Consider the following 20,682-nt stretch of genomic DNA (forward strand, 5'->3'; position numbering starts at 1 on the left):
CCTCAGCATGGTGGGCGGTACCTGTGCTGAGTGAAGTACTGCCGCCATTCGGCGCGGGTGATGGTCGGGGTGGCGGTGTCGCAGATCCGGGATGCCACGCGCCGGACGTCGGGGTCCCACAGCAGGGCGGTCCAGTCCTCGCTGCCGGTGGCCAGGGTGCGGCCGTCGGGGCTGAAGGCGAGGGTGTCCACCGGTTTGGTGTGGCCCGCCAGCAGGGCCAGTTCCCGGGCGGCACCGCGACCGGTCAGGCCGTACACCCGTACGGTGTGGTCGGAGCTCGCGGCGGCCAGCGTCCGCCCGCCGGGGGCGAAGGCGACGGACATGACGCCGTCGGTGTAGCCGGCCAGCCGGTCCCGGGACAGCGGGTGGTGCGGATCGGTGAGGTCCCACAGGCGTACGGTGCGGTCTTCGCTGCCGGTGGCGAGGGTGCGGCTGTCGGGGCTGAACGCCACCGATTTCACCGCGTCGGTGTGGCCGGAGAGGACGGCCAGACGTTTGGGTTGGCGTCGGTCGGCCACGTTCCACAGGAGGGCCGTACGGTTTCGGGTGGCCACCGCCAGGGTGCGTCCGTCGGGGGCGAAGGACACGGAGTCCACCGCGCTGTTTCCGCGCAGTGCGGCCAGAAGTCGCAGATGCCGCTTGTCTGTTGTGTCCCACAGCCGTACGCCGCCCTGCTCGCCGCCGGTGGCGAGGGTGCGGCCGTCGGAGCTGAACGCCACCGAGTTGACGTGGCCGATGCGGCAGGGAACAGCGGTCAGGAGTTGGGGAGTTCGCGGTGTTCCCAGGCTCCACAGCCGTAGTCTGCCGTCGGCGCTGCCGCTGGCCAGTACGCGTCCGTCCGGCCGGAAGGCCACCGAGTTGACGGCTTCTGTGTGGCCGGTGAGCGGGGCCAGTTCGCGGGGGCGGCGGGCGTTCGCGAGGTTCCACAGGCGTACGGTGCGGTCGTAGCTGCCGGTGGCAAGCAGGCGTCCGTTGGGGCTGAAGGCGACGGAGTAGACCGAGCTGGTGTGGCCGGTCATGGCCGGACCGGGAAAGTCCCACAGGCGCGTGGTCTGGTCTTCGCTGCCGGTGGCCAGGGTGCGGCCGTCGGGGCTGAACGCCAGCGATCCGATGCTTCCGGTATGGCCTTTGAGGACGGCCGGTTCGCGGATGGGGCCGGGGCCGGTCAGTTCCCAGCGGCGTACGGTGCCGTCGATGCCCGCGGAGGCCAGGGTGCGGCCGTCGGGGGTGAAGCCCACGGCGTTGACCGCGTCGGTGTGCCCGGAGAGGACTTCCGTCGCGTGGGGTTTGCGTGGCCCGGCCACGTCCCACAGCCGCACGGTGAAGTCGGCGCTGCCGGTCGCCAGCGTGCGGCCGTCCGGGGCGAACGCGAGTGCTTTGACCTCGCCGCTGTGACCGGTCGCGGGCGGCAGCTTCCGCAGGCGCCCGCCCGAATCGGTCACCTCCCACAGCCGCACCGTACGGTCGGAATCGCCCGTGGCCAGCATGCGCCCGTCCCGGCGGAACGCCATCGCGGTCACGTCGGCGGTCGCACGGACCGCGGCAAGGGGACGTGGGCGGCGGGGATCCGACACCTGCCACAGCCGAATCTCGCCGGCCGAGGCTGTCACCAGGGTCCGCCCGCCGGAAGCGAAGCCCATTCCGACAACCGCGCCCACACCGGTCGGCAGGCGTGCCGCGAGCCGAGGGCGCCGTACGTCGCCGATGTCCCACACCCCGACCGTCCCGAGCTCGTCTCCCGCCGCCAAAAGACCGCCGTCGGGGCTGACGGCGACCGCGCGCACAGGACCTGGCAAGCGCGGCAGCGTACTCAACTCCCGCGGCCGGTGAGCATCCGAGGCCGCCCACAAGCGCACGGTCCGGTCGTTGTCGCCGGTGGCCAGCACGCGGCCGTCGGCGCTGAACGCCATCGCCCTGACCGCGCTCGCCTGGCCGGGCAACTGCGTGGCGTACGGGGTGGCGAAGGCGCTGAGCAGGCTGCCGCGGGCCTCGGGGGTGGGCGACAGTCGGTAGGCGGCGAGGCTCAACTGGGCGGCCAGCGCGGGGTTGGCCGCCCGCAGTGCCGCCGCCCGCTCGGCGGCACGCTGCGAACTGGCGGCGTCGCGCTGCCGGTCCGCCGCCCGCTGCGCCCGTACGGCGAACACCGCGGTCGTGCTCGCCAGCACGAGCAGTACGGTCAGCAGCGCCAGCGCGCCGTGCCGGAATCGGGCGCGTCGCCGTACCGCCGCGCGTTCCACCGCGCGGGCGGCGAGGCTCGCGTCGAGGAACTCCCGCTCCCGCGCGGACAAGGACGCGCGTTCGAGGGTGGTGGCCAGGTCGAGGCGGGTTCCGCGGTACAGCGCGCCGGGGTCTCGGCCCAGCGCCTCCCATGCCTGGGCGGCCTCGGTGAGCTGGCGCAGGGCCCGTACGGCCTCCCGGTCTTCGGTCAGCCATCCGTGCAGCCTGGGCCAGCACCGGATCAGCGCCTCATGGGCCAGCTCCACCCGCTCACGGTCTACGGTCAGCAGCCGCGCCGCGGCCGCGCGATCCAGTACGGCGCCTACGTCCCCGCCGTCGGCCCCGGCCAGCCCGTCCAGCTCCTCCAGGCGCGCCGGCCGCCGGGTGTCCTCCGTCCCCTCCCCCAGTGCGGTCAGCCGCATGAACACGCCCTGGGCCAGCTTCCGTTGCTCCGGGTCGAGGCGCTGGTGGAAGTCCTCGGCGGTGCGCGCAAGGCCGCCCTCGAGTCCGCCCGCCGCGTCGAACGCCGCCAGGGTGAGCGCGTTGCCGCGTCGTCGCCGCCAGGTCTGCAGCAGGGCGTGCGACAGCAGGGGCAGTACTCCGGCCTGGCCGTGCGCCTGCGCCGTGAGCGAGGCCAACAGCGCGCCCTCGACGGTCAGTCCGGCCTGCTGGGCCGGCTTCACCACCGCCCGGCGCAGTTCGTCCAGGCTCATCGGCCCGACCGGCACCTGCGCGTCGCGCATCGCCTCCACGAGCGGCGCGTGGTGGGTGCAGTGTGCGTAGAAGTCGGCGCGTACGCCCAGGGCCACCCGGCAGCGGCCGGTCTCGGCCGAGGCGGCGGTGACCAGTGCCGCGATGAAGCGGTTCCGCTCGGTGTCGTCCGGGCACAGCGTGAAGGTCTCCTCGAACTGATCGACGACCAGGACCAGTTCGTCAGCTCCAGAACGAGCGATCGCCTGTCGCACCACCCGGCCCAGGTTCGCCGGGTCCTCCCTCAACTCCTCGTAGAGTCCGCCCGGCGTGACTCCCGCCAGCGCACCCAGCCGCACGGCGCACTCCTCCAGCGGCCGCGGCCCCGGCGTCAGTACCACCGTGGTCGCCACGGGCCGCAGAAGCGGCACCAGTCCCGCCCGCAACAGCGACGACTTCCCCGAACCCGAAGCCCCGATCACCACCACGAACCGCTGTCGTTCCAGCCGTTCGGCCAGCTCCTCCACCAGCCGCTCCCGGCCGAAGAACCACTCCGCGTCCTGCTCACGGAACGAGCGCAGACCGGCGTAGGGCGGGGGCGTGCCGCACGCCTCCGCCGAGTCGGGGTCGGTGTGCGCCTCGCTGCCCAGGCACTCCGCTGCCTCCCGCCAGCGGCGCTCCCATTCCTCCAGGTCCCCGTCACAGGCGCGTACGTACGCCAGCGTCACCGCCAGTGTGGGCAGCCGCTGGCCGGACGCCGCCGAGGACAGGGTCGAGATCGAATAGTGCGCCTTGTTCGCCAGCTCCCGGTAGGGCGGGTTGCCGGCCTTCTGCCTCAACTGCCGTAGCCCGGCGGCCAGTTCTAGTAATGGACCGCTTTCCGCGTCCAGCGGTCGCTCCTTGCGCGGCATCGCCGCACCTCCCCCGCGTGGTTTCCCCCGTGTCGCAGTGGTCGCTGCGACCGTCACATTTTTCAGGACTTATCTCTTCGGCACCAGTGACCGAACGCGAACAACTCGTGGGCCGCTACACCTGGGGGCGAACGGCCCGGCGGCACTCCGCGCAGGGCCCGGGCTCCATGGGAGGAGACGAGAGATGAGGCGAAACAGGTTCGTACTCGCGGCGGCGGGCGGCGCGCTCGCGCTGAGCGGTGAGCTGAGCACGCAGGCCATGGCGGCGGACGCGGGGGACGTCGCCGTGCTTGCCCCGCAGACGTTCAAGAACGCCGGCACGGGCCGCTGTCTGGACGACAGCGACCGTGGGCTCCGCACGGCGGGCTGCCACGGCGGCACGACCCAGCACTGGTCCTGAGACGGTCCGAGCGCTACCGGGACAACATCACCGACCAGATTGAGCTGTACAGCTGCTGAGTCTCGATCCTTCGTGACGGCTCGCCAGGCCAACTGGCGAGCCGTTTCGGGTTGTTGAGATAGCTCCGCACTCAGTAGGACCGCAGACCCATGCTGCGGGCTATCCCGTTGCGTTGGATCTGGCTCGTGCCGCCGGAGATCGTGGCGACGATGGATTCGCGGTAGCGGAAGCTCATCACGCTCTCCGTCGAGAAGCCGTGGCCCGCGCAGACCTGCATGCCCAGTCGTGCGGCGGCCACGTATGTCTCCGAGCCCTTCAGCTTGGCCATCGAGCCCTCCCTGGTGCAGGGCTTGCCCTGGGCCAGTAGCCAGGCCGCGCGGTAAGCGAGCAGGCGGGCGGAGTCGATCTCGGTCTGCAGGTCGGCCATGGCGTGGGCGAGGGACTGGAAGTTGCCGATCGGGCGGCCGAAGGCGTGCCGGGTCCGTGCGTACTCCAGCATCTCGTCCAACGTGGCCTGGGCGGCGCCCAGATAGCCGCCGCTGATGATCACCTTCTCCAGCTCGATGTTGGAGAGCATGACCTTCCAGCCTTCGTCGCGCGGGCCGACCAGGTTCTCCTTCGGTACGAGGGCGTCGTTGAAGAAGACCTCGTTGGTGCCGAGGATGTGCCGGGCCAGGGTCGGCGTCCGCCGCACCTCGACGCCCTCGGTCTTGGGGTCGACGAGCAGCAGGCTGATGCCGCCGTGCTTGGGCTCGCGGGGGCCCGTACGCACGTACGTCGCGATGGTGGTGTCCGGCAGTCCGCCGCCCGTGCACCAGGCCTTCTGGCCGCGTACGAGGAAGTGGTCGCCGTGGTCTTCGGCGGTGGTGCGCAACGCGGCGGCGTCGGAGCCGCTGTCGGGTTCGCTGAGGCCGACGGCGAGTCGGTGGCGTCCGGTCATGACGCGGTCGCGGATGAAGTGGCGCTGTTCCTCGTTGCCCCAGCGGAACACGGTGATGCCGGGGATGAGTACGCCGATGTAGCACATGGCCACGTCGAAGCTGGCCCGACCGAGCTCCTCGGCGATCAGGACGAGCTCCAGCGGTCCCCCGCCGTCACCGCCTTCGTCCTCGGCGAACGGCAGCGAGAACCAGCCGAGTTCGGCCATGCCCGCGAACAGTTCGGGCGGTACGACTGCGCCCTCGTCCCACTCCTTCGCCTTCTCGGCGGGGCAGACGTCTGCGACGAACTGCCGTGCCGTCGCGCGCAACAGGTCCTGCTCGTCGGTCAGCCCGAAGTCCACGGCCACTCCTCGCAGCTTGCTAAATCCGCCGATTCATCTAGCTAATTATTCTATGTTAGCGGATGCAGGCCAGTTCCACCCCCATACCTTCCGGGTGTCGACGGGCGTAACACGGAGGGCCGCCGCGGCCACCGATGACGATTACGTTGCTGTGACTTGCGCCACATCCACCTCGGATGTCACCGAACTCCTCGCCAATCCCGCCCGACATGCACGGCAACAGATGCAATGCCTGCTACCTCAGGTAACTTCCCTGCATGCAAGGGCATATGGCTATCCGTTAGGTCATGTACACGCGGCTAAAAACAGCCCCTCTCCCGTCGCCAAATCCCGCCCCGGGCGGCCACCCTTCACCCCGCCCGCCGCCAGAGCTCCGGTGACGTTTGTGTTTCTGCTGTGAAGGAACGATGGATACCCCTCTAGAGTCCCCGCCATATATGAGGCACTCCGCACTTTTGGGATCTTGCTCAGTCCCGGTGCGTTCCTGGGGGGACCTGTTGATGTCGGAGTACTTCGATGCTTTTTGGTCATGGATCGTTGCGGCGGTTGGGGAGACGTCGTGGCGTGAGGTGATGCCGCTGGGTATCGCCGGGGCGTTCGTCTGGGGGCTCTGGCTCTACCGGGCGATCCTTTCCCGCTTTGCCACGCCGGTCGTGAACGACTACCGGACTTCGGTCTCCGTCGTGGTCCCCGCCTATCGCGAGGACCCGGACATCCTGCTCGACTGTCTGGAGACCTGGCTGGCCCAGGGGCCCGACGAGGTGATCATCGTCCCCGACGTCCAGGACCACGAGGTGATCCGCAGGCTGTCCGAGGTGCAGGACCGGCGGGTGCGGGTGCTGGCGTTCGAGCACCGGGGCAAGCGGTCCGCGCTGGGTGTGGGGATCCGGGCCGCGCACTGCGAACTCGTGGTGCTGGTCGACTCGGACACCCGCTGGCAGCCGGGGCTGCTCGACGCCGTGCAGATGCCCTTCATCGATCCCAAGGTCGGCGGAGTCGGCACCCAGCAGAACGTCTTCATGCGCCGGAGCAGTGTGTGGCGGCGTATCGCCGACTGGCTGGTCAACCTGCGCTACTACGACTATGTGCCGGCCATGGGCCGGGCCGGTGCCGTCGCGTGTCTGTCCGGCCGCACCGCCGCCTACCGCAGGGCGGCGATAGAGCCCGTTCTGGAGAACCTGGAGAACGAGTTCTTCCTCGGCCGGCGTTGCGTCGCCGGCGACGACGGCCGGCTGACCTGGCTGGTGCTGGCCTCCGGGTACAAGACCGTGCACCAGAGCAGTGCGCGGGCGCTGTCCATGTTCCCGTCCTCGTTCCGGGCCTTCGTCAAGCAGCGGGTGCGCTGGAGCCGTAACTCCTACCGCTGCTATCTGACGGCGATCCACAAGGGCTGGCTGTGGCGGGTCCCGCTGGTCACCAAGATCACCGTGCTGCAGATCCTGCTGACGCCCGTGACCATGGGCATGGCGCTGGGCTATCTGCTGCTCAGCCGGCTGGAGTTGACCGGCCGCGGGGTGGTCCTGGTTCTGATCTGGCTCTTCGTGGGGCGCGGTATCCGGGGCTACTCGCACTTGCGCAGGCATCCGCAGGAGCTGCTGCTGCTTCCGCTGCTGGCCCTCGTGGTCGTGATGATCTCCCTGCCGATCAAGCTGTGGGCCTTCATCACCATGAACAAGCAGGGTTGGCTGACCCGCTCCAGCACCAGTGTCGGCGGCGAAGGCCAGAGTGCCGCGTCCCTTTCGGGCAACGGTTCCCAGCGGCCGCCCGCCGGCGGCCACCGCGAGGGAGTGTTCCAGCCGTGACACTCCATCAGGCACAGCCTCGGCGAGACCACGAGGCGCACCCTCAGCGAGACCACCAGGCACCACTTCAGACAGAGCGGACCGCCCGCGGGCCGGGACACCGCTCTCGATTCTCACCGGGAGCCGTCCTGCGAACCGCTCACGCCTTCCGAACGCTGCGCGGCACGGCGGCAGCCGCCGCCTCCCTGCCCCTGGTCGCCGTGGCGGTCCTCGGGTCCGCGCCCGTCGCCCATGCCGCGCCGAAGACGGTCGTCGCGGAGAGTGTGCCGGCCGGAGTCCGTGCCGGCGCCGCGGAGGACAGCGAGGAACAGGCGTTCACCCCCGAGGAGTCCGAGGCTCAGGCGGCCCTGGTCGCCGCCGAGGACAAACGGCTTGACCAGGTCCGCGCCGTCGCCGCGGTCGCCCCGCTCAAGGGCGCCAAGTGGTCGAAGCCGTACCGGCTGGACACCGGCAGCGGCTACACGCTGGTGCTCACGGGGCGCACCAAGCCGTACGGCATCTCCGATCTGCTCTCCCTCGCCCCGCAGACCTTCGTCCGCAAGCGCGACGGTTCCTACCTGCTGACCGAGAACCTCTACCTCAACGCCGGCGCCAAGCTGAAACTGTCCAACCCGGGCGGCCTGACGGTACGGATGGCCAGCAGCAACAAGGGCTTCGTCTCCATCGTCTCCTTCGGCGGCCGGCTGACCCTGGAGGGCACCGCACAGGCGCAGATGAAGATCGGCAGCTGGGACACCCGTACCAACAAGCCGGACACCGACGTACGGGACGGCCGGGCCTACATCCGCGCCATCGGCGGCCAGTTCGACATGAAGTACGCCACCGTCGGCGACCTCGGCTTCTGGAGCGGCCGCACCGGCGGTCTCAGCCTCACGGGGACCGACCGTCCCGACACGGGGAACATCGACGGCCCGGACACCCCGACCGGCGACGACCTCAACCAGCGCGAGCGGGAGGAGGCCGCCGACAAAGCGGAGGAGGAGGCGGAGCAGACGCCCAGCAGCGGCGGTGTGCTCGCCCAACCGCCCGGCGAACTGACCACACCGGACAGCAGGTTCACCGTGCCTGACATGTCGTATGTGTCGGCTGAGGTCGACCACTCCACGGTCACGGGCAACACCTACGGACTGTTCATCTCCGGCGCCACCGGGGTCAGCATCACCGACACCAAGGTGCTGAAGAGCTTCCAGGACGGCCTCGTACTGCATCGCTACGTCACCAACGCCGACGTGGAACGGACCCTCTCCAAGGACAACGGCGGCAACGGCTTCGTCCTCGCCCGCGCCACCCAGCAGGTCCAGGTCACCGGATCCACCGCGCGGGGCAACGGCGGCAACGGTTTCACCCTCAGCGGCCGGCCCCTGGCGAGCGGTCCCTCCGCCTCCGGCGAGTCCATCAGCAGCTACGGCAACAACTCGGTCTCCAACAGCACCGCCGAGGACAACGGCCGCTACGGCATCGAAATCCTCGGCGGGGTGGACGTCGGCGTGCAGAACAACAACGTCCGCGGCGGTGACATGGGCATCGTCGCCCGCAAGGACGCCTCGAAGGTGGCCATCACCGGGAACCGTCTCAAGGGCCAGATCCGGCAGGGCATCTCGGTGCGCGACGGCGTGACGGCGGCGCAGATCACCGGCAACATCGTCGAGAACGCCGACACCGGTGTCTATATCCGCGACTCGGTCGCCGAGGTGCGCGGCAACACCGTCCAGGACGCCACCAACCACGGCGTTTCCATGGTGGGCGGCGTCGGCGGCTCGACGATCTCGTACAACGTCATCGCCGGCGTCGGGCCGAGCGCCGTGGACACCGTCCGCGCGGGCGGCGACATGGACATCAAGAAGAACCAGACCTTCGCCTGGCACGACACCAGTTCCTTCTGGACCAAGTTCCGGCACTACGCCAGCCCGATGACCTTGCTGTGGGCCTTCATCCTGCTGCTCATCCTCCTGTCGGCGGTGATGGGGCAGCGACGGCACGGCAGCCGGGGACGAGGCCGCCGCGGACGCGCCCACCCCTACGCCGACAAGCAGCCCCTGCCGGTTCCTCCGCCCACGGAGATCCGTCTGGCCGCACACCACCCACAGAGCCAAAACCACTCACAGAACCAACAGCATCCACACAACCGGGTTCCGGTGATGACGCATGACCAGTGGTAACCGCGTGCTGTGGCTGGCCACGGGGGCGTTCATCTGCTCTGTGATCGCCCTCATCGTCGCCCTGACCTCCGGCGGGGACTCGTCCACCCCGGGCACGGCCGGGGCCACCGGTGAGGTCGGCCCCACGGCGACCAGCCGCAAGCCGACTGCCTCGAAGGACGACGCGCCGACGGACACCGCCGAACCGTCCGCGCCGCCCAGCACCCCCGCCACCGGGTCCACTCCGGGCGCGACGTCCGGCGGCGGCGCGGGGTCAGCCAAGGAGGTCAGCTGCCCGGCGGCCACCGTCTCGGTGAACGACGCCGACTCGCTGGAGGAGGCCCTGGCCGACGCCGGGCCCGGGGACAGCATCGGGCTCGCTGACGGCACGTACGAGGGCCGCTTCGAGGCCACCACTCCGGGCACCGCGGACCAGCCGGTCTTCGTCTGTGGCGGCCCGGGTGCGGTGATCGACGGCGGTGGCACCGACGGCGGCTACGGCTTCCATCTGGACGGGGCCGCCCACTGGCGCCTGGTCGGCTTCACCGTCCGCAACAGCCAGAAGGGTGTGATGGCCGACCGTGTGCAGGGCTCGGTCATCCAGGGCCTCACGGTCGAGCAGATCGGCGACGAGGCCATCCATCTGCGTAACTTCAGCACGGACAACATGGTGCTGAACAACACGGTCCGCGACACCGGCCAGCGCAAGGAGAAGTTCGGCGAGGGCGTCTACATCGGCTCCGCCGAGTCCAACTGGTGCACCGTCTCGGACTGCAAGCCCGACGCGAGCGACCGCAATGTGATCAGCGGCAACGACATCAGCGCCACGACCGCCGAGTCCATCGACATCAAGGAGGGCACCAGCGGCGGCAAGGTCATCGGCAACACCTTCGACGGCTCGCGTCTGAGCGGCTCCCACAACGACTCCTGGGTCGACGTCAAGGGCAACGGCTGGCTGATCCAGAGCAACACCGGCCGCAATGCCCTCGAGGACGGCTTCCAGACCCACGAGATCATCGATGGCTGGGGCACCGACAACACGTTCAAGGGCAACACCGCGGAGGTGAACGGACCCGGCTACGGCTTCAAGCTCACCCCCGTCGAGGGCAACAAGGTCGCCTGCGACAACAAGGCGGAGGGGGCGGCCGAGGGCCTGGCCAACGTCGACTGCGCCGGTTCCTGACGGTCCAGCCCATTCCTGACAGTCCAGCCAGTTCCTGACGGTTTCTGATGGTTCCTGACGGTCCGACAGAACACTCGCACACCGCTTCCACGCAGTGCCCGCGGAGCCACCGCAGCCGCCGGCCGAAGGGCCCCTGTGCCGGCCCACCCATGCCCAAAGCGAGCACCACCCTCACCTTTCACAAGGAGCACGCCATGACCCTCGCCACCGACCCGGGGCCGGACAGCGCCCTGAGACCCGACGCCGACACGGCCGCCGTACTCGACGTCTCCGGCGCCCCCGTCCCCCGACTCACCGTCATCGGCACCGGCTATCTCGGCGCCACGCACGCCATCTGCATGGCTGTCCTGGGCTACGAGGTCCTGGGCGTGGACGTCGACCCGGTCAAGGTCGAGTGGCTGAACTCGGGTCGGGTCCCCTTCTTCGAGCCGGGCCTGCCCGAACTGCTGGCCAAGGCTCTGGACTCCGGCCGGCTGCGCTTCACGACCAACTTCGCGGAGGCCGGTGACTTCGGCGACGTCCACTTCGTCTGCGTCGGCACCCCCCAGCAGAAGGGCTCCGACGCGGCGGACATGCGCTACGTCGACAGCGCGGTGACCGAACTCGCGGGGCACTTGCGCCGCCGCACGCTGGTCGTCGGCAAGTCCACGGTGCCGGTGGGCACCGCGGCACGGCTGACGGAACTGGTGCAGCGGGTCGCCCCCGCGGGAACCGACGTCGAACTCGCCTGGAATCCGGAGTTCCTGCGCGAGGGCTACGCCGTCGACGACACCCTGCGCCCCGACCGGCTGGTCTTCGGCACGGAGTCGGCGTGGGCCGAGGAACGGCTGCGGGCCGCGTTCGCCCCCGTGATCGCCCGCGACACCCCGGTGGTCGTCACCGACCTCACCACGGCCGAACTGGTCAAGGTCGCCGCCAACTCCTTCCTCGCCACCAAGATTTCGTACATCAACGCCATGGCCGAGGTCTGCGAGGCCACCGGCGCCGATGTGACGGGCCTGGCCGAGGCGCTCTCCTACGACGACCGGATCGGCGGACGCTTCCTCAAGCCGGGCCTGGGCTTCGGCGGAGGCTGCCTGCCCAAGGACATCCGCGCCTTCAGCCACCGCGCCGAGGAACTGGGCGTCGGCCAGGCCGTCGCCTTCCTGCGCGAGGTGGACGCCATCAACAAGCGCCGCCGCGCCCGCACCGTCGACCTGGTCCGCGAACTCGTCGGCGGCGACCTGGCCGGCGCCCGCATCACCGCCCTCGGCGCCGCGTTCAAACCCAACTCGGACGACATCCGCGACGCCCCCGCCCTGGACGTGGCCCGGACCCTGCACCAAGCGGGCGCCCACGTCACGGTCGTCGACCCGGCGGCCACGGAGAACGCCCGCCGCACCTTCCCGGAACTGACCTACGGCTCCGACGCCCTCACGGCAGCCGCCGGAGCGGACGTGGTGGTCCTGCTCACCGAGTGGACCCAGTTCCGCGAGATCGACCCACACGCCATGGCCACCGTGGTGTCCCACCGCCGCATCGTCGACGGCCGCCATGCCCTGAACCCGTCCCAGTGGCGCGCGGCCGGCTGGGAGTACCGGGCCCTGGGCCGCCCTTGACCCCACCGCGCGGTCAGCCACAGCAGCACCGAAGCCCGGTCGGATGTCGGACCCGACCGGGCTTCGCCATGAAGCCGCCTCCGGCATGTGACGGACACCCGAGACCGCCCGAGGCGCTCCTGAAACTACCCCGCCCCCTTCTGATCGATTGATCGCTATCATGGCCCCATTGTGCGAATTCGATCGCGCAAGCCGCCGCGCGCTCGCGCCCCGGCGGTGCGGCCGACGCGGACGGAAGCGGTGGGGATATGCGGGAGTCGGCGCAGAAGCGGCAGGAGCGGATTGCGGAGGTGGTGCGGGACCGGGGTGTCGCGCGGATCACCGATCTTGCCGACGAGCTCGGCGTTTCCGTCGTCACCGTGCGGCGGGATGTCGAGGAGCTGGCGCAGCGCGGAGAGGTGCGCCGCGGGCACGGGGTGGCGCGTTCGCTGCGGCCGGTGCCCGAGGTGAGTGCCGCGGGGGGTGACGCGGTCGCCATGGTCGTTTCCGAGCGGAACACCTATCTCACCGAGGCCGTGCAGGGGGCGCGGGAGGCCGCGGAGAAGGCCGGCCTGCGGCTCGCCCTGCACCTCGCCGCCGACGAGCGCGGGGCGGAGCGGGAGGCGGTGCGCCAGGCGCTGGACGCGGGGGCGCGCGGGCTGCTGCTGTCGCCGCACTGGCGCACGCAGGCCGAGGCGGAGGCGGACCACTCGTGGCTGTCCGCGCTGGATGTGCCCACGGTGCTGGTGGAGCGGCGTCCGGCGCGGACCAGTGGGATCTACTCGCTGGACTGCGTGCGTTCGGACCACGCGTACGGGGTACATCTGGCGCTTGGGCACCTGGCCGACCTCGGGCACCGGCGGATCGTACTGGCGGCGCGCGACGACAGCCCCACCGCACGCGTGATCCGCGCCGAGTTCGCCGAGCAGACCGCCGCACGGGGGCTGGCCGAGGGCTGCCGTACGATCCTCAGCTCGCGTACCGCGGGACCGGACCCGAGCGTGGCGGACCCGCGGGCGGAGGACCTGGCCGAGGTCGTGGGCGACAGCGGCGCGACGGCGGTGCTGATCCACAGCGACCGGGACGCTCTGGTGCTGGTGCAGCGGCTGCAGGCGGCGGGGATCGATGTGCCGGGACGCTGCTCGGTGGTCGCGTACAACGATGTGGTCGCCGACATGGGGCCCGTACCGCTGACGGCGGTCGCCCCGCCCAAGGCGGAGCTCGGCCGGAGCGGGATCGACCTGCTGCTGCGCCGGCTCGACGCGGCGCGCGACGGTCTGCGTCCCGGTGCCACCCGTCATCTGGAGCTGCTGCCGGGCCTGGTGATCAGGGAGTCCACGGCCGTCGCGCCCGCGTCCAAGACAGGTCGACGGTCGAGCAGTTGAAGTAGCGGCCGAGCGGCGCGGACGGCGACCCAGCCGCCCGCCGGAGGACTCCTCAGCGGCCCGCCGGATGCCTCCTCGACACATCGTGAGCGTTTGACCGATTCAGTTTCTTCTGTTCGATGTATTGACGCTTTTTTCTGTCAGCGGTCAGGATGCCCATAACCCCAGCAAGGACGCGGGAGGGCCCATGCCTGGTCGAGGACGCCCGGCTGTACTGCTCATGATCTTCACCCTGCTACTGGCGGGCTGCTCCGCCTCCGGCGGCAGCGATACCGCCGAGAGCGGGCCGGTTCGCCTCAGCTTCTGGTCACCGCTGCGCGGCAGCCAGGAGATGGTGGACGAGTACAACCGCACTCACACCAAGATCCAGGTCGACTTCGAGCAGGTCCCTTCGGGCGACCAGGGCGGCTGGGCCAAGCTCAGCAACGCCGCGCGGGCCGGCAACGCCCCCGATGTCGCCACCATCGAGTACCCCCAGCTACCCGGTTTCGCCATCGACGGCGTGCCCCGCGACATCACCACGATGCTGCCCGAGTCCGTACGCCGGCGGATCATGCCGCAGGCGATGGACCTCACCACCTTCGACGGGCGCACCTACGCCGTGCCGGTCGACATCGAGCCGATGGTCTTCCTGTACCGCAAGGACCTGTTCACCGAGCACGACATCCCCGTGCCCAAGACCTGGGCGGAGTTCGAGAGTTCGGCCCGCAAGCTCAAGGAGGCCCAGCCCCGTTCCCGTATCGCCAGCCTCTTCACCACCAACGGCACGCTCTACCTGGCCAGTTACGCCTGGCAGGCGGGCGCACGGTGGTACGACACCTCCGGCGACACGTGGCGTATCTCGATGGACGACGCGCCCACCCGCAAGGTCGCCGCGTACTGGCAGCGCCTGCTGGACGACGACCTGGTGCGGGTCGAGCCCGCGTCCAGCCAGCAGTGGCGGGCGCATCTGCAGAGCGGTGAGACGGCGGGCTGGCTGGCGGGCGCCTGGGCGGCGGGTTCGATGATGGCCTCCACACCGGGCGGCAAGGGCAAGTGGGCCATCGCTCCCCTGCCGCAGTGGGACTTGAAGAAGCCGGTTCTCGGCACCCAGGGCGGCTCGACCTTCATGGTCACCAAGGACAGCAACCACCCCAAGGAAGCCCTGGAGTTCATCTCCTGGATGATCACCAGCGCGGACGCGCTGCGCGCCAAGCTCTCCAGCGGGATCAGCAGTGCGTCTCCGTCCGTGCCCGATCTGGTGCCGGTGGCCCGTAAGGAGATGGACACCAGTTACTTCTCGGGCCAGGACATCTTCGGTCTCTTCGAGAAGGAAGCCGAGCTGATCGACCCCCGCTGGAAGTGGGGGCCGCGCATGGTGTCGACGATCAGCTCCGGCGACGACGGGCTCGCGCGCGCCGGTGCGGGCAGCGGCACCGTCCTGGACGCCCTCCGCGAAGCGCAGAGCAAGACCCTGCCCGATCTGAAGAGCCTCGGCCTGTCGGTCACTACCCACTGAGGTGCAGCCGTGAGCACAGTGATAACCCCAGGAAAGCGGGGCAAGCGGACCGGCACAGCACCGCCGGCCGCGAGCCCCGTCCGCACCCGCCGCGCCGGACGCCGGCAGCAGACGTTCGCCACCGTCGCGCTGCTCGCTCCGTTCACGGCACTGCTCGTCGCCGTGTTCCTCGTCCCCGTCGGCTACGCCATCGGCCTCAGCTTCTTCTCCGAGGACCACGACGGCCTCGGGTTCGGCGGCGGGGAGACCGTCTTCACCGGACTGCGCAGCTATATCGCGGTGTTGAGCGACCCGAGCTTCCTCGCCGGGTTCGGCAGCGTCGCCCTCTACTGCGTGATCTTCGTCCCGGCCGTGGTCATCGGCGCCCTCGCGCTGGCCCTGCTGCTCGACTCGGGCCTGGTCCGGCTGCGCCGTACCGCGCAGATGCTGCTCTACCTGCCGCACGCGGTGCCCGGCATCATCGCCGCCGTGATCTGGCTGTACCTCTACACCCCCGGCCTCAGCCCGGTCATCAAGCTCTTCGCCGAGGCCGACATCACCATCGACTTCCTCGGACTGCACACCGTGCTGCCGTCGATCGTCAACATCGCGCTGTGGAGCGGCCTCGGCTACAACATGGTGATTTTCTACGCGGCGCTGCAGGCCGTCCCGCGCGAGGTGCTGGAGGCGGCCCGTATCGACGGTGCGGGCGGTGTGCGTACGGCGCTGCTGGTCAAGGTGCCCATCATCAGGAGCTCCGTTCTCATGGTGTGCATGTTCTCCCTGATCGCCGCGCTGCAGCTGTTCACCGAGCCGATGCTGATGAACCAGGCCACGCCGATGGTCAACTCCCGCTTCACGCTGAACATGTACATCTACGACGCGGCCTTCCGCCGCAACAACTACGGACTGGCCTCCGCGGCCTCCGTCATCCTCCTCATCGTCACCTGCGCCCTGTCGTACGCGGTGACGCGCTGGGCCGGCCGCAGGGAACGGAGCGCTCGATGACCACGACCACCACCCCTGGCAGGATCGCCACGAGCAGACTCACAAGCCGCAGCGTCGCCAACGTCGTCGTCCTGATCGCCGCCCTCTACACCCTGCTGCCCGCCCTGTGGCTGCTCTTCGCCTCCACCAAGAACGCCGACGCCCTGTTCGGCTCGGACATCTTCTCGCTCAGCGACTTCTCCATCGGCCAGAACCTCTCCGACCTGTTCGCCATGGACGGCGGCCTCTACGGCGAGTGGTACCTCAACAGCCTGCTGTACGCGGTCGTCGGCGCCCTCGTCGGCTCGCTGATCAGCGTCAGCGCCGGGTACGCCTTCGACAAGTACGAGTTCCGGCACAAGGAGAAGCTGTTCGGGCTCGTCCTCACCGGCGTCATGGTCCCGCAGACCGTGCTGGCCCTCCCGCTCTATCTGGTGGCGTCCGGCATCGGCCTGGTCAACACCTTCTGGGCGGTCTTCATCCCGGTCCTGTTCAACCCCTTCGGCGTGTACCTCGCCCGCATCCTCAGCAGCGGCTACGTACCGAACGAGGTGCTGGAGGCCTCCCGCGTGGACGGCGCGGGCGAACTCCAGACGTACATACGCGTCAGCCTGCGCATGCTCGGCCCCGGATTCGTCACCGTGTTCCTGTTCCAGCTGACCGCGATCTGGAACAACTTCTTCCTGCCCATGGTGATGCTGTCCGACCAGCACCTGTATCCGCTCAGCCTCGGGCTCTACACCTGGAACAGCTCCGCCACCGTCTCCCCCGAGTACTACCCGCTCGTCGTCATCGGCTCGCTGCTCGCCGTCGTCCCGCTGATCGTCACCTTCGTCGCCTTGCAGCGTTATTGGAAGTCCGGACTGACCGCGGGAAGCGTCAAGTGACCAGCAGGGAGCGCCAGTTGCACCGTACGGAAACCCACGTCACCGATCCCGCCCCCCGGCCCCGGCCGTGCGCCGTACTGGCCATGGCGAAGAAGACCGCGGAACAGGTCCTCGACACCGATGTACGGACCCGTCTCGCCGCCCTCACCGACATCGATCCGCACCTCGTCCTGGACGACCTGACCACGCCCACCGCGCACCGCGCGCTCGCCGACGCGGAGTTGCTCATCACGGGCTGGGGCTGCCCGCCCCTGGACGCGGCGGCCCTGGATGCCGCGCCCCGGCTGCGCGCGGTCGTGCACACTGCAGGGACCGTACGCCACCACATCACGCCCGCCTGCTGGGACCGCGGCCTCGCGGTGTCGTCGGCCGCCGCGGCCAACGCCGTGCCGGTCGCCGAGTACACCCTCGCCATGATCCTGCTCGCCAACAAGCGGGTCCTGGACACCGCCCGCGTCTACCGCACCGAGCGCCGCCGCATCGACTGGAACGAACGCCACCCCGACGCGGGCAACTACCGTAAAACCGTGGGCATTTTGAGCGCCTCGATCATCGGACGCCGCGTCATCGACCTGCTCCGCCCGCACGATCTGACGGTGCTGCTTCACGACCCGTACGTCACGCCCACCGAGGCGCGTGCGCTCGGGGCGCAGCCGGTCGCGCTTCCGGAGCTGTTCGAGCAGAGCGATGTCGTCAGTGTGCATACACCGCTGCTGCCCGAGACCCGCGGCATGGTCGGCCGCGATCTGCTGGCGCGGCTGCGCACGGGCGGCACGCTGATCAACACCGCGCGCGGCGCCGTCGTCGACCAGACCGCGCTCACCCGCGAGGTGGTCTCCGGGCGGCTGAACGCGATCCTGGACGTCACCGAGCCGGAGGTGCTACCCGCCGACTCACCGCTGTTCGACTGCCCCAACGTCCTGGTCACCCCGCACATCGCCGGCTCGAAGGGCGGCGAGCTGCGCCGTCTCGCCGATCTGGCGCTGGCCGAGGTCGAGTCGTACGCCCTCGGCCGCCCGTTCGCCCATCCCGTACGGCCCGAACATCTGGCCCGGCTCGCCTGAGCGCGTCCGCCGGAGCCGGAAACGAACAGGAGACGTGGCTGGAGTGTCAGAGCATCCGCTGCCCGCCGAAAACCGCACCCTGAGCCCCTACACCGGCTACACCCGCGCCCACTGGGAGGCCACCGCCGACCGGCTGCTCGCGGCCGTCCTCCGCTACGCCACCCCCGGCCAGGCCCTGATCGACCTGCCGGGCCCGCCCTCGAAGTCGGGGGTGCGCTCGGACGGGCTGGAAGGCTTCGCCCGTACGTTCCTGCTGGCGGCGTTCCGTACCGCCGGAGCGTCCGGCAAGGATCCGCACGGCTTCCTGGAGCGCTACACGGCCGGGCTCGCGCGCGGCACCCGCACCCCGGGCCGCGGCGACTTGGAGTCCTGGCCGGTGATCGGCCACCACAACATCCAGGGCCAGCCCATGGTGGAGTCCGCCTCCGTGGCGCTGGCGCTGCGGCTGACCGCGCCGTGGACCTGGGACACGCTGCCCGCCGACGACCAGGACCGCGTGGAGGAGTGGCTGCGCGGCGCGCTGCGGCACACGCCCGCGCCCAACAACTGGTACCTGTTCCCGCTGACCGTCGCGGGCTTCCTGGAGTCCGCCGGGCGGGGCGACGCCGAGACGCGTGGGGCGATCGAGCGCGGGCTCGGTCTGCTGGAGGGCTGGTACCAGGGGCAGGGCTGGTACTCCGACGGCGACGGCCGGGCCTTCGACCACTACAACGGCTGGGCCCTGCACATGTACCCGCTGCTCCACGCCCACCTCGCCGGTGACCGGGCGCTGCTCGACCAACTCGGCCCGCGACTACGGGAGTTCCTCGAGGGCTTCGCCCTGCTCTTCGACGCGAACGGGGCCCCCATCCACCACGGCCGCTCCTTGACGTACCGCTTCGCGGCAGTCGCAGCCGTGGCCCTCGGCGCCCTCACTGGCGCGACGCCACTCGCCCCCGGCGTCACGCGCCGCATCCTCAGCGGCGCGCTGCGCCACTTCCTCGACCGCGGCGCGCTCACCGACGACGGCATCCTCAGCCTCGGCTGGTACGGGCCGCACGAGGCCACGCTCCAGCGCTACTCGGGGCCCGGCTCCCCGTACTGGGCGTCGAAGGGTTTCCTGGGACTGCTTCTCCCGCCCGAGGACCCGGTGTGGACGGCCACCGAGGAGAAGGCTCCCTCAGAAGGCCCCGACCGCGCACTCGCCCTGCCCGCCCCCGGGCTGCTCATCCAGACCACGGCCCGGGACGGACTCGTACGCCTGCACAACCACGGCAGCTACAAACTCCTCTCGGGGGAGCCGGAGCGGGCCCCCGGCAACCCGCTTTATGCCCGCCTCGCGTACTCCACGCGCACCGGCCCGACGAGCGCCGCCAACACCCCCGACAACCACATCGCGCTGACAGTCCGCGGCACTCGAAGCGCCCGTATCCGCATCAACCCCCTTGCGGCGGGCCCGAATTGGCTTGCCTCCTGGCACCGGCCGGTCTTCCCGGAGGACGGCCCTGTCTTGCCCTCGGTCCGGATTGAGAGCCTGACACTGGCACGCGGCAGGCTCGAACTGCGCGTGCACCGCACCGTCGGCGTACCGGCCGGGACGCTGATCCACCACAGCGGCTGGGCCGTCGCCCTGTCACCGGAGGCCACCGCCGAAGCGGAGACCCAGCAGGCCGCGGAGCTACGTCTCGCCGGGCCGGAGGTGACCAGTCAACTGCTCGGCCTGCACGGCTGGCAGACGCAGAGCACGGTCCGCGCCCCACAGGGCACGGCGTACGGTCCTTGGGCCCTGGTCCCCGAACTCACCGGGACGGTCGGCGAGGACTCGGCCTCGACGGTGTTCGTCGCCCTGGCCTCCCTCACGGGCGAAGGCGGCGTGGCCCCGCTCGCTGGTCAGGCCAGCGCCGAGGTGAACGGCCTGACCGTCACCGTGCGTTGGGCCGACGGGACCCGTACGGTCGTGGACTTCGGCGATGGCGAGCTCACGCTCCCTACGGTCACCGAGGTGCGGACGTGACGGCAGGCCGCGCAGGCCCCGGCGGCGGCTCGGTGTGAGGCAGGTCCCGCACGAGGCATGATCAGTGGATGCGTCGTGCAGAAGACCAGTCGGGTGGGGGGAACGTGGGAGAGCCAACGGAGATCTCGTCGCCGAAGGAGGCCGCGGACAATGCGCTGGTGCTGGCGTTCGGGCGGTTGCAGGGGGCGGCGAACCGGCTGGAGTACATCCTCGGGCGGTCGCTGGAGGTGGAGTGCGGCATCAGTCATCTGATGTTCGAGGTGCTGCTCGTCCTCGGGCGGGCGGGCGATCCCGGGCTGTCGATGCGGGCCATCGCCCAGGAACAGGTGCTGACCACGGGCGGGGCGACGCGTCTGGTGGACCGGATGGAGGCGGCCGGGCTGGTGGAGCGCGCCGAGGATCCCGGTGACAGGCGCGGGCGGCTGGTCCGGCTGACCCGGTTGGGGGAAGAGACCACGGTGCGGGCGTCCCGGCTGCACGTGGAGAACATCCGGCGTTACTTCCTGGCGCCGTTGCCTCCCGAGGACCGGGAGCGGTTCGCCGAGGACCTGCGGATCCTGAGCCACTCCGCACGGGACGAGCTGCCCCGCCTACCCTGAGCGGCCCCTCCGGCTGCGGCCGTGCGGGCTGCGGCCGTGCGGCTTCGCTGATGCACTGATGCGCTGACAGCGGGGCCGAGGGGTGGCGGG

14 protein-coding genes are annotated in these 20,682 nt (G+C 70.3%); 12 read left to right on the forward strand and 2 right to left on the reverse strand.

All coding sequences use genetic code 11. The annotated features are described in order from the left end of the window. Positions 1-2 precede the first annotated feature (2 nt). Entirely contained in the window at positions 3-3,818 is a 3,816-nt protein-coding gene (locus ACQEVY_RS04715) for an XRE family transcriptional regulator (protein WP_432945098.1), read from the reverse strand. Between the two features lie 184 nt (positions 3,819-4,002). Here ACQEVY_RS04715 and ACQEVY_RS04720 point away from each other — a divergent pair, with 184 nt between their 5' ends. Continuing rightward, a complete protein-coding gene (locus ACQEVY_RS04720) occupies positions 4,003-4,218 on the forward strand; it encodes a hypothetical protein (RefSeq protein WP_432945100.1) in 216 nt (71 codons plus the stop codon). Positions 4,219-4,348: 130 nt separating this feature from the next. Here ACQEVY_RS04720 and ACQEVY_RS04725 read toward each other — a convergent pair whose 3' ends face one another. Then, positions 4,349-5,500: an acyl-CoA dehydrogenase family protein gene (locus ACQEVY_RS04725; protein WP_432945102.1), complete on the reverse strand. Its 1,152-nt coding sequence runs from the start codon at positions 5,498-5,500 to the stop codon at positions 4,349-4,351. A gap of 572 nt (positions 5,501-6,072) precedes the next feature. On the opposite strand from ACQEVY_RS04725, the gene ACQEVY_RS04730 reads away from it, so the two are divergent. The 11 genes from ACQEVY_RS04730 (at position 6,073) to ACQEVY_RS04780 (ending at position 20,592) form a co-directional block, all read left to right on the forward strand. Next, entirely contained in the window at positions 6,073-7,302 is a 1,230-nt protein-coding gene (locus ACQEVY_RS04730) for a glycosyltransferase family 2 protein (RefSeq protein ID WP_432945104.1), read from the forward strand. Between the two features lie 200 nt (positions 7,303-7,502). Next, the gene (locus tag ACQEVY_RS04735; protein ID WP_432945106.1) at positions 7,503-9,461 is read left to right on the forward strand and encodes a right-handed parallel beta-helix repeat-containing protein; all 1,959 of its coding nucleotides are present in this window, start codon (positions 7,503-7,505) and stop codon (positions 9,459-9,461) included. Beyond that, positions 9,448-10,623: a right-handed parallel beta-helix repeat-containing protein gene (locus ACQEVY_RS04740; RefSeq protein WP_432945108.1), complete on the forward strand. Its 1,176-nt coding sequence runs from the start codon at positions 9,448-9,450 to the stop codon at positions 10,621-10,623. Before ACQEVY_RS04735 ends, ACQEVY_RS04740 begins: the two co-directional genes overlap by 14 nt. A 194-nt stretch (positions 10,624-10,817) precedes the next feature. Continuing rightward, a complete protein-coding gene (locus ACQEVY_RS04745) occupies positions 10,818-12,221 on the forward strand; it encodes a UDP-glucose dehydrogenase family protein (protein WP_432945110.1) in 1,404 nt (467 codons plus the stop codon). 248 nt (positions 12,222-12,469) lie between these two features. Further along, the gene (locus ACQEVY_RS04750) at positions 12,470-13,585 is read left to right on the forward strand and encodes a LacI family DNA-binding transcriptional regulator (RefSeq protein WP_432945112.1); all 1,116 of its coding nucleotides are present in this window, start codon (positions 12,470-12,472) and stop codon (positions 13,583-13,585) included. Positions 13,586-13,772: 187 nt separating this feature from the next. Beyond that, on the forward strand, positions 13,773-15,083 hold the full coding sequence (locus ACQEVY_RS04755) for an ABC transporter substrate-binding protein (RefSeq protein ID WP_432945114.1): 1,311 nt from the start codon (positions 13,773-13,775) through the stop codon (positions 15,081-15,083). A gap of 9 nt (positions 15,084-15,092) precedes the next feature. After that, positions 15,093-16,070 (forward strand): carbohydrate ABC transporter permease, encoded by a 978-nt coding sequence (locus tag ACQEVY_RS04760; RefSeq protein ID WP_432945116.1) that lies wholly within the window; start codon positions 15,093-15,095, stop codon positions 16,068-16,070. Next, entirely contained in the window at positions 16,067-16,936 is an 870-nt protein-coding gene (locus ACQEVY_RS04765; protein WP_432945118.1) for a carbohydrate ABC transporter permease, read from the forward strand. The genes ACQEVY_RS04760 and ACQEVY_RS04765 overlap by 4 nt, the downstream gene beginning before the upstream one ends. 83 nt (positions 16,937-17,019) lie before the next feature. Next, complete coding sequence (locus ACQEVY_RS04770) at positions 17,020-18,000, forward strand: hydroxyacid dehydrogenase (RefSeq protein WP_328773951.1); 981 nt, start codon at positions 17,020-17,022, stop codon at positions 17,998-18,000. A gap of 34 nt (positions 18,001-18,034) precedes the next feature. Then, complete coding sequence (locus ACQEVY_RS04775; protein ID WP_432945120.1) at positions 18,035-19,993, forward strand: DUF2264 domain-containing protein; 1,959 nt, start codon at positions 18,035-18,037, stop codon at positions 19,991-19,993. 68 nt (positions 19,994-20,061) lie between these two features. Further along, on the forward strand, positions 20,062-20,592 hold the full coding sequence (locus ACQEVY_RS04780) for a MarR family winged helix-turn-helix transcriptional regulator (protein ID WP_432945122.1): 531 nt from the start codon (positions 20,062-20,064) through the stop codon (positions 20,590-20,592). Positions 20,593-20,682: the final 90 nt, after the last annotated feature.

Origin of the sequence: Streptomyces sp. CA-288835 (assembly GCF_050936385.1) — a bacterium.
GTDB lineage: Bacteria > Actinomycetota > Actinomycetes > Streptomycetales > Streptomycetaceae > Streptomyces.

What these genes read in the sequence shown, in the direction of transcription:
- ACQEVY_RS04750 (WP_432945112.1), top strand. Translation starts at nt 12,470, where the DNA reads ATGCGGGAGTCGGCGCAGAAGCGGCAGGAGCGGATTGCGGAGGTGGTG.
- ACQEVY_RS04740 (WP_432945108.1), top strand. Translation starts at nt 9,448, where the DNA reads ATGACCAGTGGTAACCGCGTGCTGTGGCTGGCCACGGGGGCGTTCATC.
- ACQEVY_RS04770 (WP_328773951.1), top strand. Translation starts at nt 17,020, where the DNA reads ATGGCGAAGAAGACCGCGGAACAGGTCCTCGACACCGATGTACGGACC.
- ACQEVY_RS04780 (WP_432945122.1), top strand. Translation starts at nt 20,062, where the DNA reads ATGCGTCGTGCAGAAGACCAGTCGGGTGGGGGGAACGTGGGAGAGCCA.
- ACQEVY_RS04720 (WP_432945100.1), top strand. Translation starts at nt 4,003, where the DNA reads ATGAGGCGAAACAGGTTCGTACTCGCGGCGGCGGGCGGCGCGCTCGCG.
- ACQEVY_RS04730 (WP_432945104.1), top strand. Translation starts at nt 6,073, where the DNA reads ATGCCGCTGGGTATCGCCGGGGCGTTCGTCTGGGGGCTCTGGCTCTAC.
- ACQEVY_RS04755 (WP_432945114.1), top strand. Translation starts at nt 13,773, where the DNA reads ATGCCTGGTCGAGGACGCCCGGCTGTACTGCTCATGATCTTCACCCTG.
- ACQEVY_RS04745 (WP_432945110.1), top strand. Translation starts at nt 10,818, where the DNA reads ATGACCCTCGCCACCGACCCGGGGCCGGACAGCGCCCTGAGACCCGAC.
- ACQEVY_RS04715 (WP_432945098.1), bottom strand. Translation starts at nt 3,818, where the DNA reads ATGCCGCGCAAGGAGCGACCGCTGGACGCGGAAAGCGGTCCATTACTA.
- ACQEVY_RS04765 (WP_432945118.1), top strand. Translation starts at nt 16,067, where the DNA reads ATGACCACGACCACCACCCCTGGCAGGATCGCCACGAGCAGACTCACA.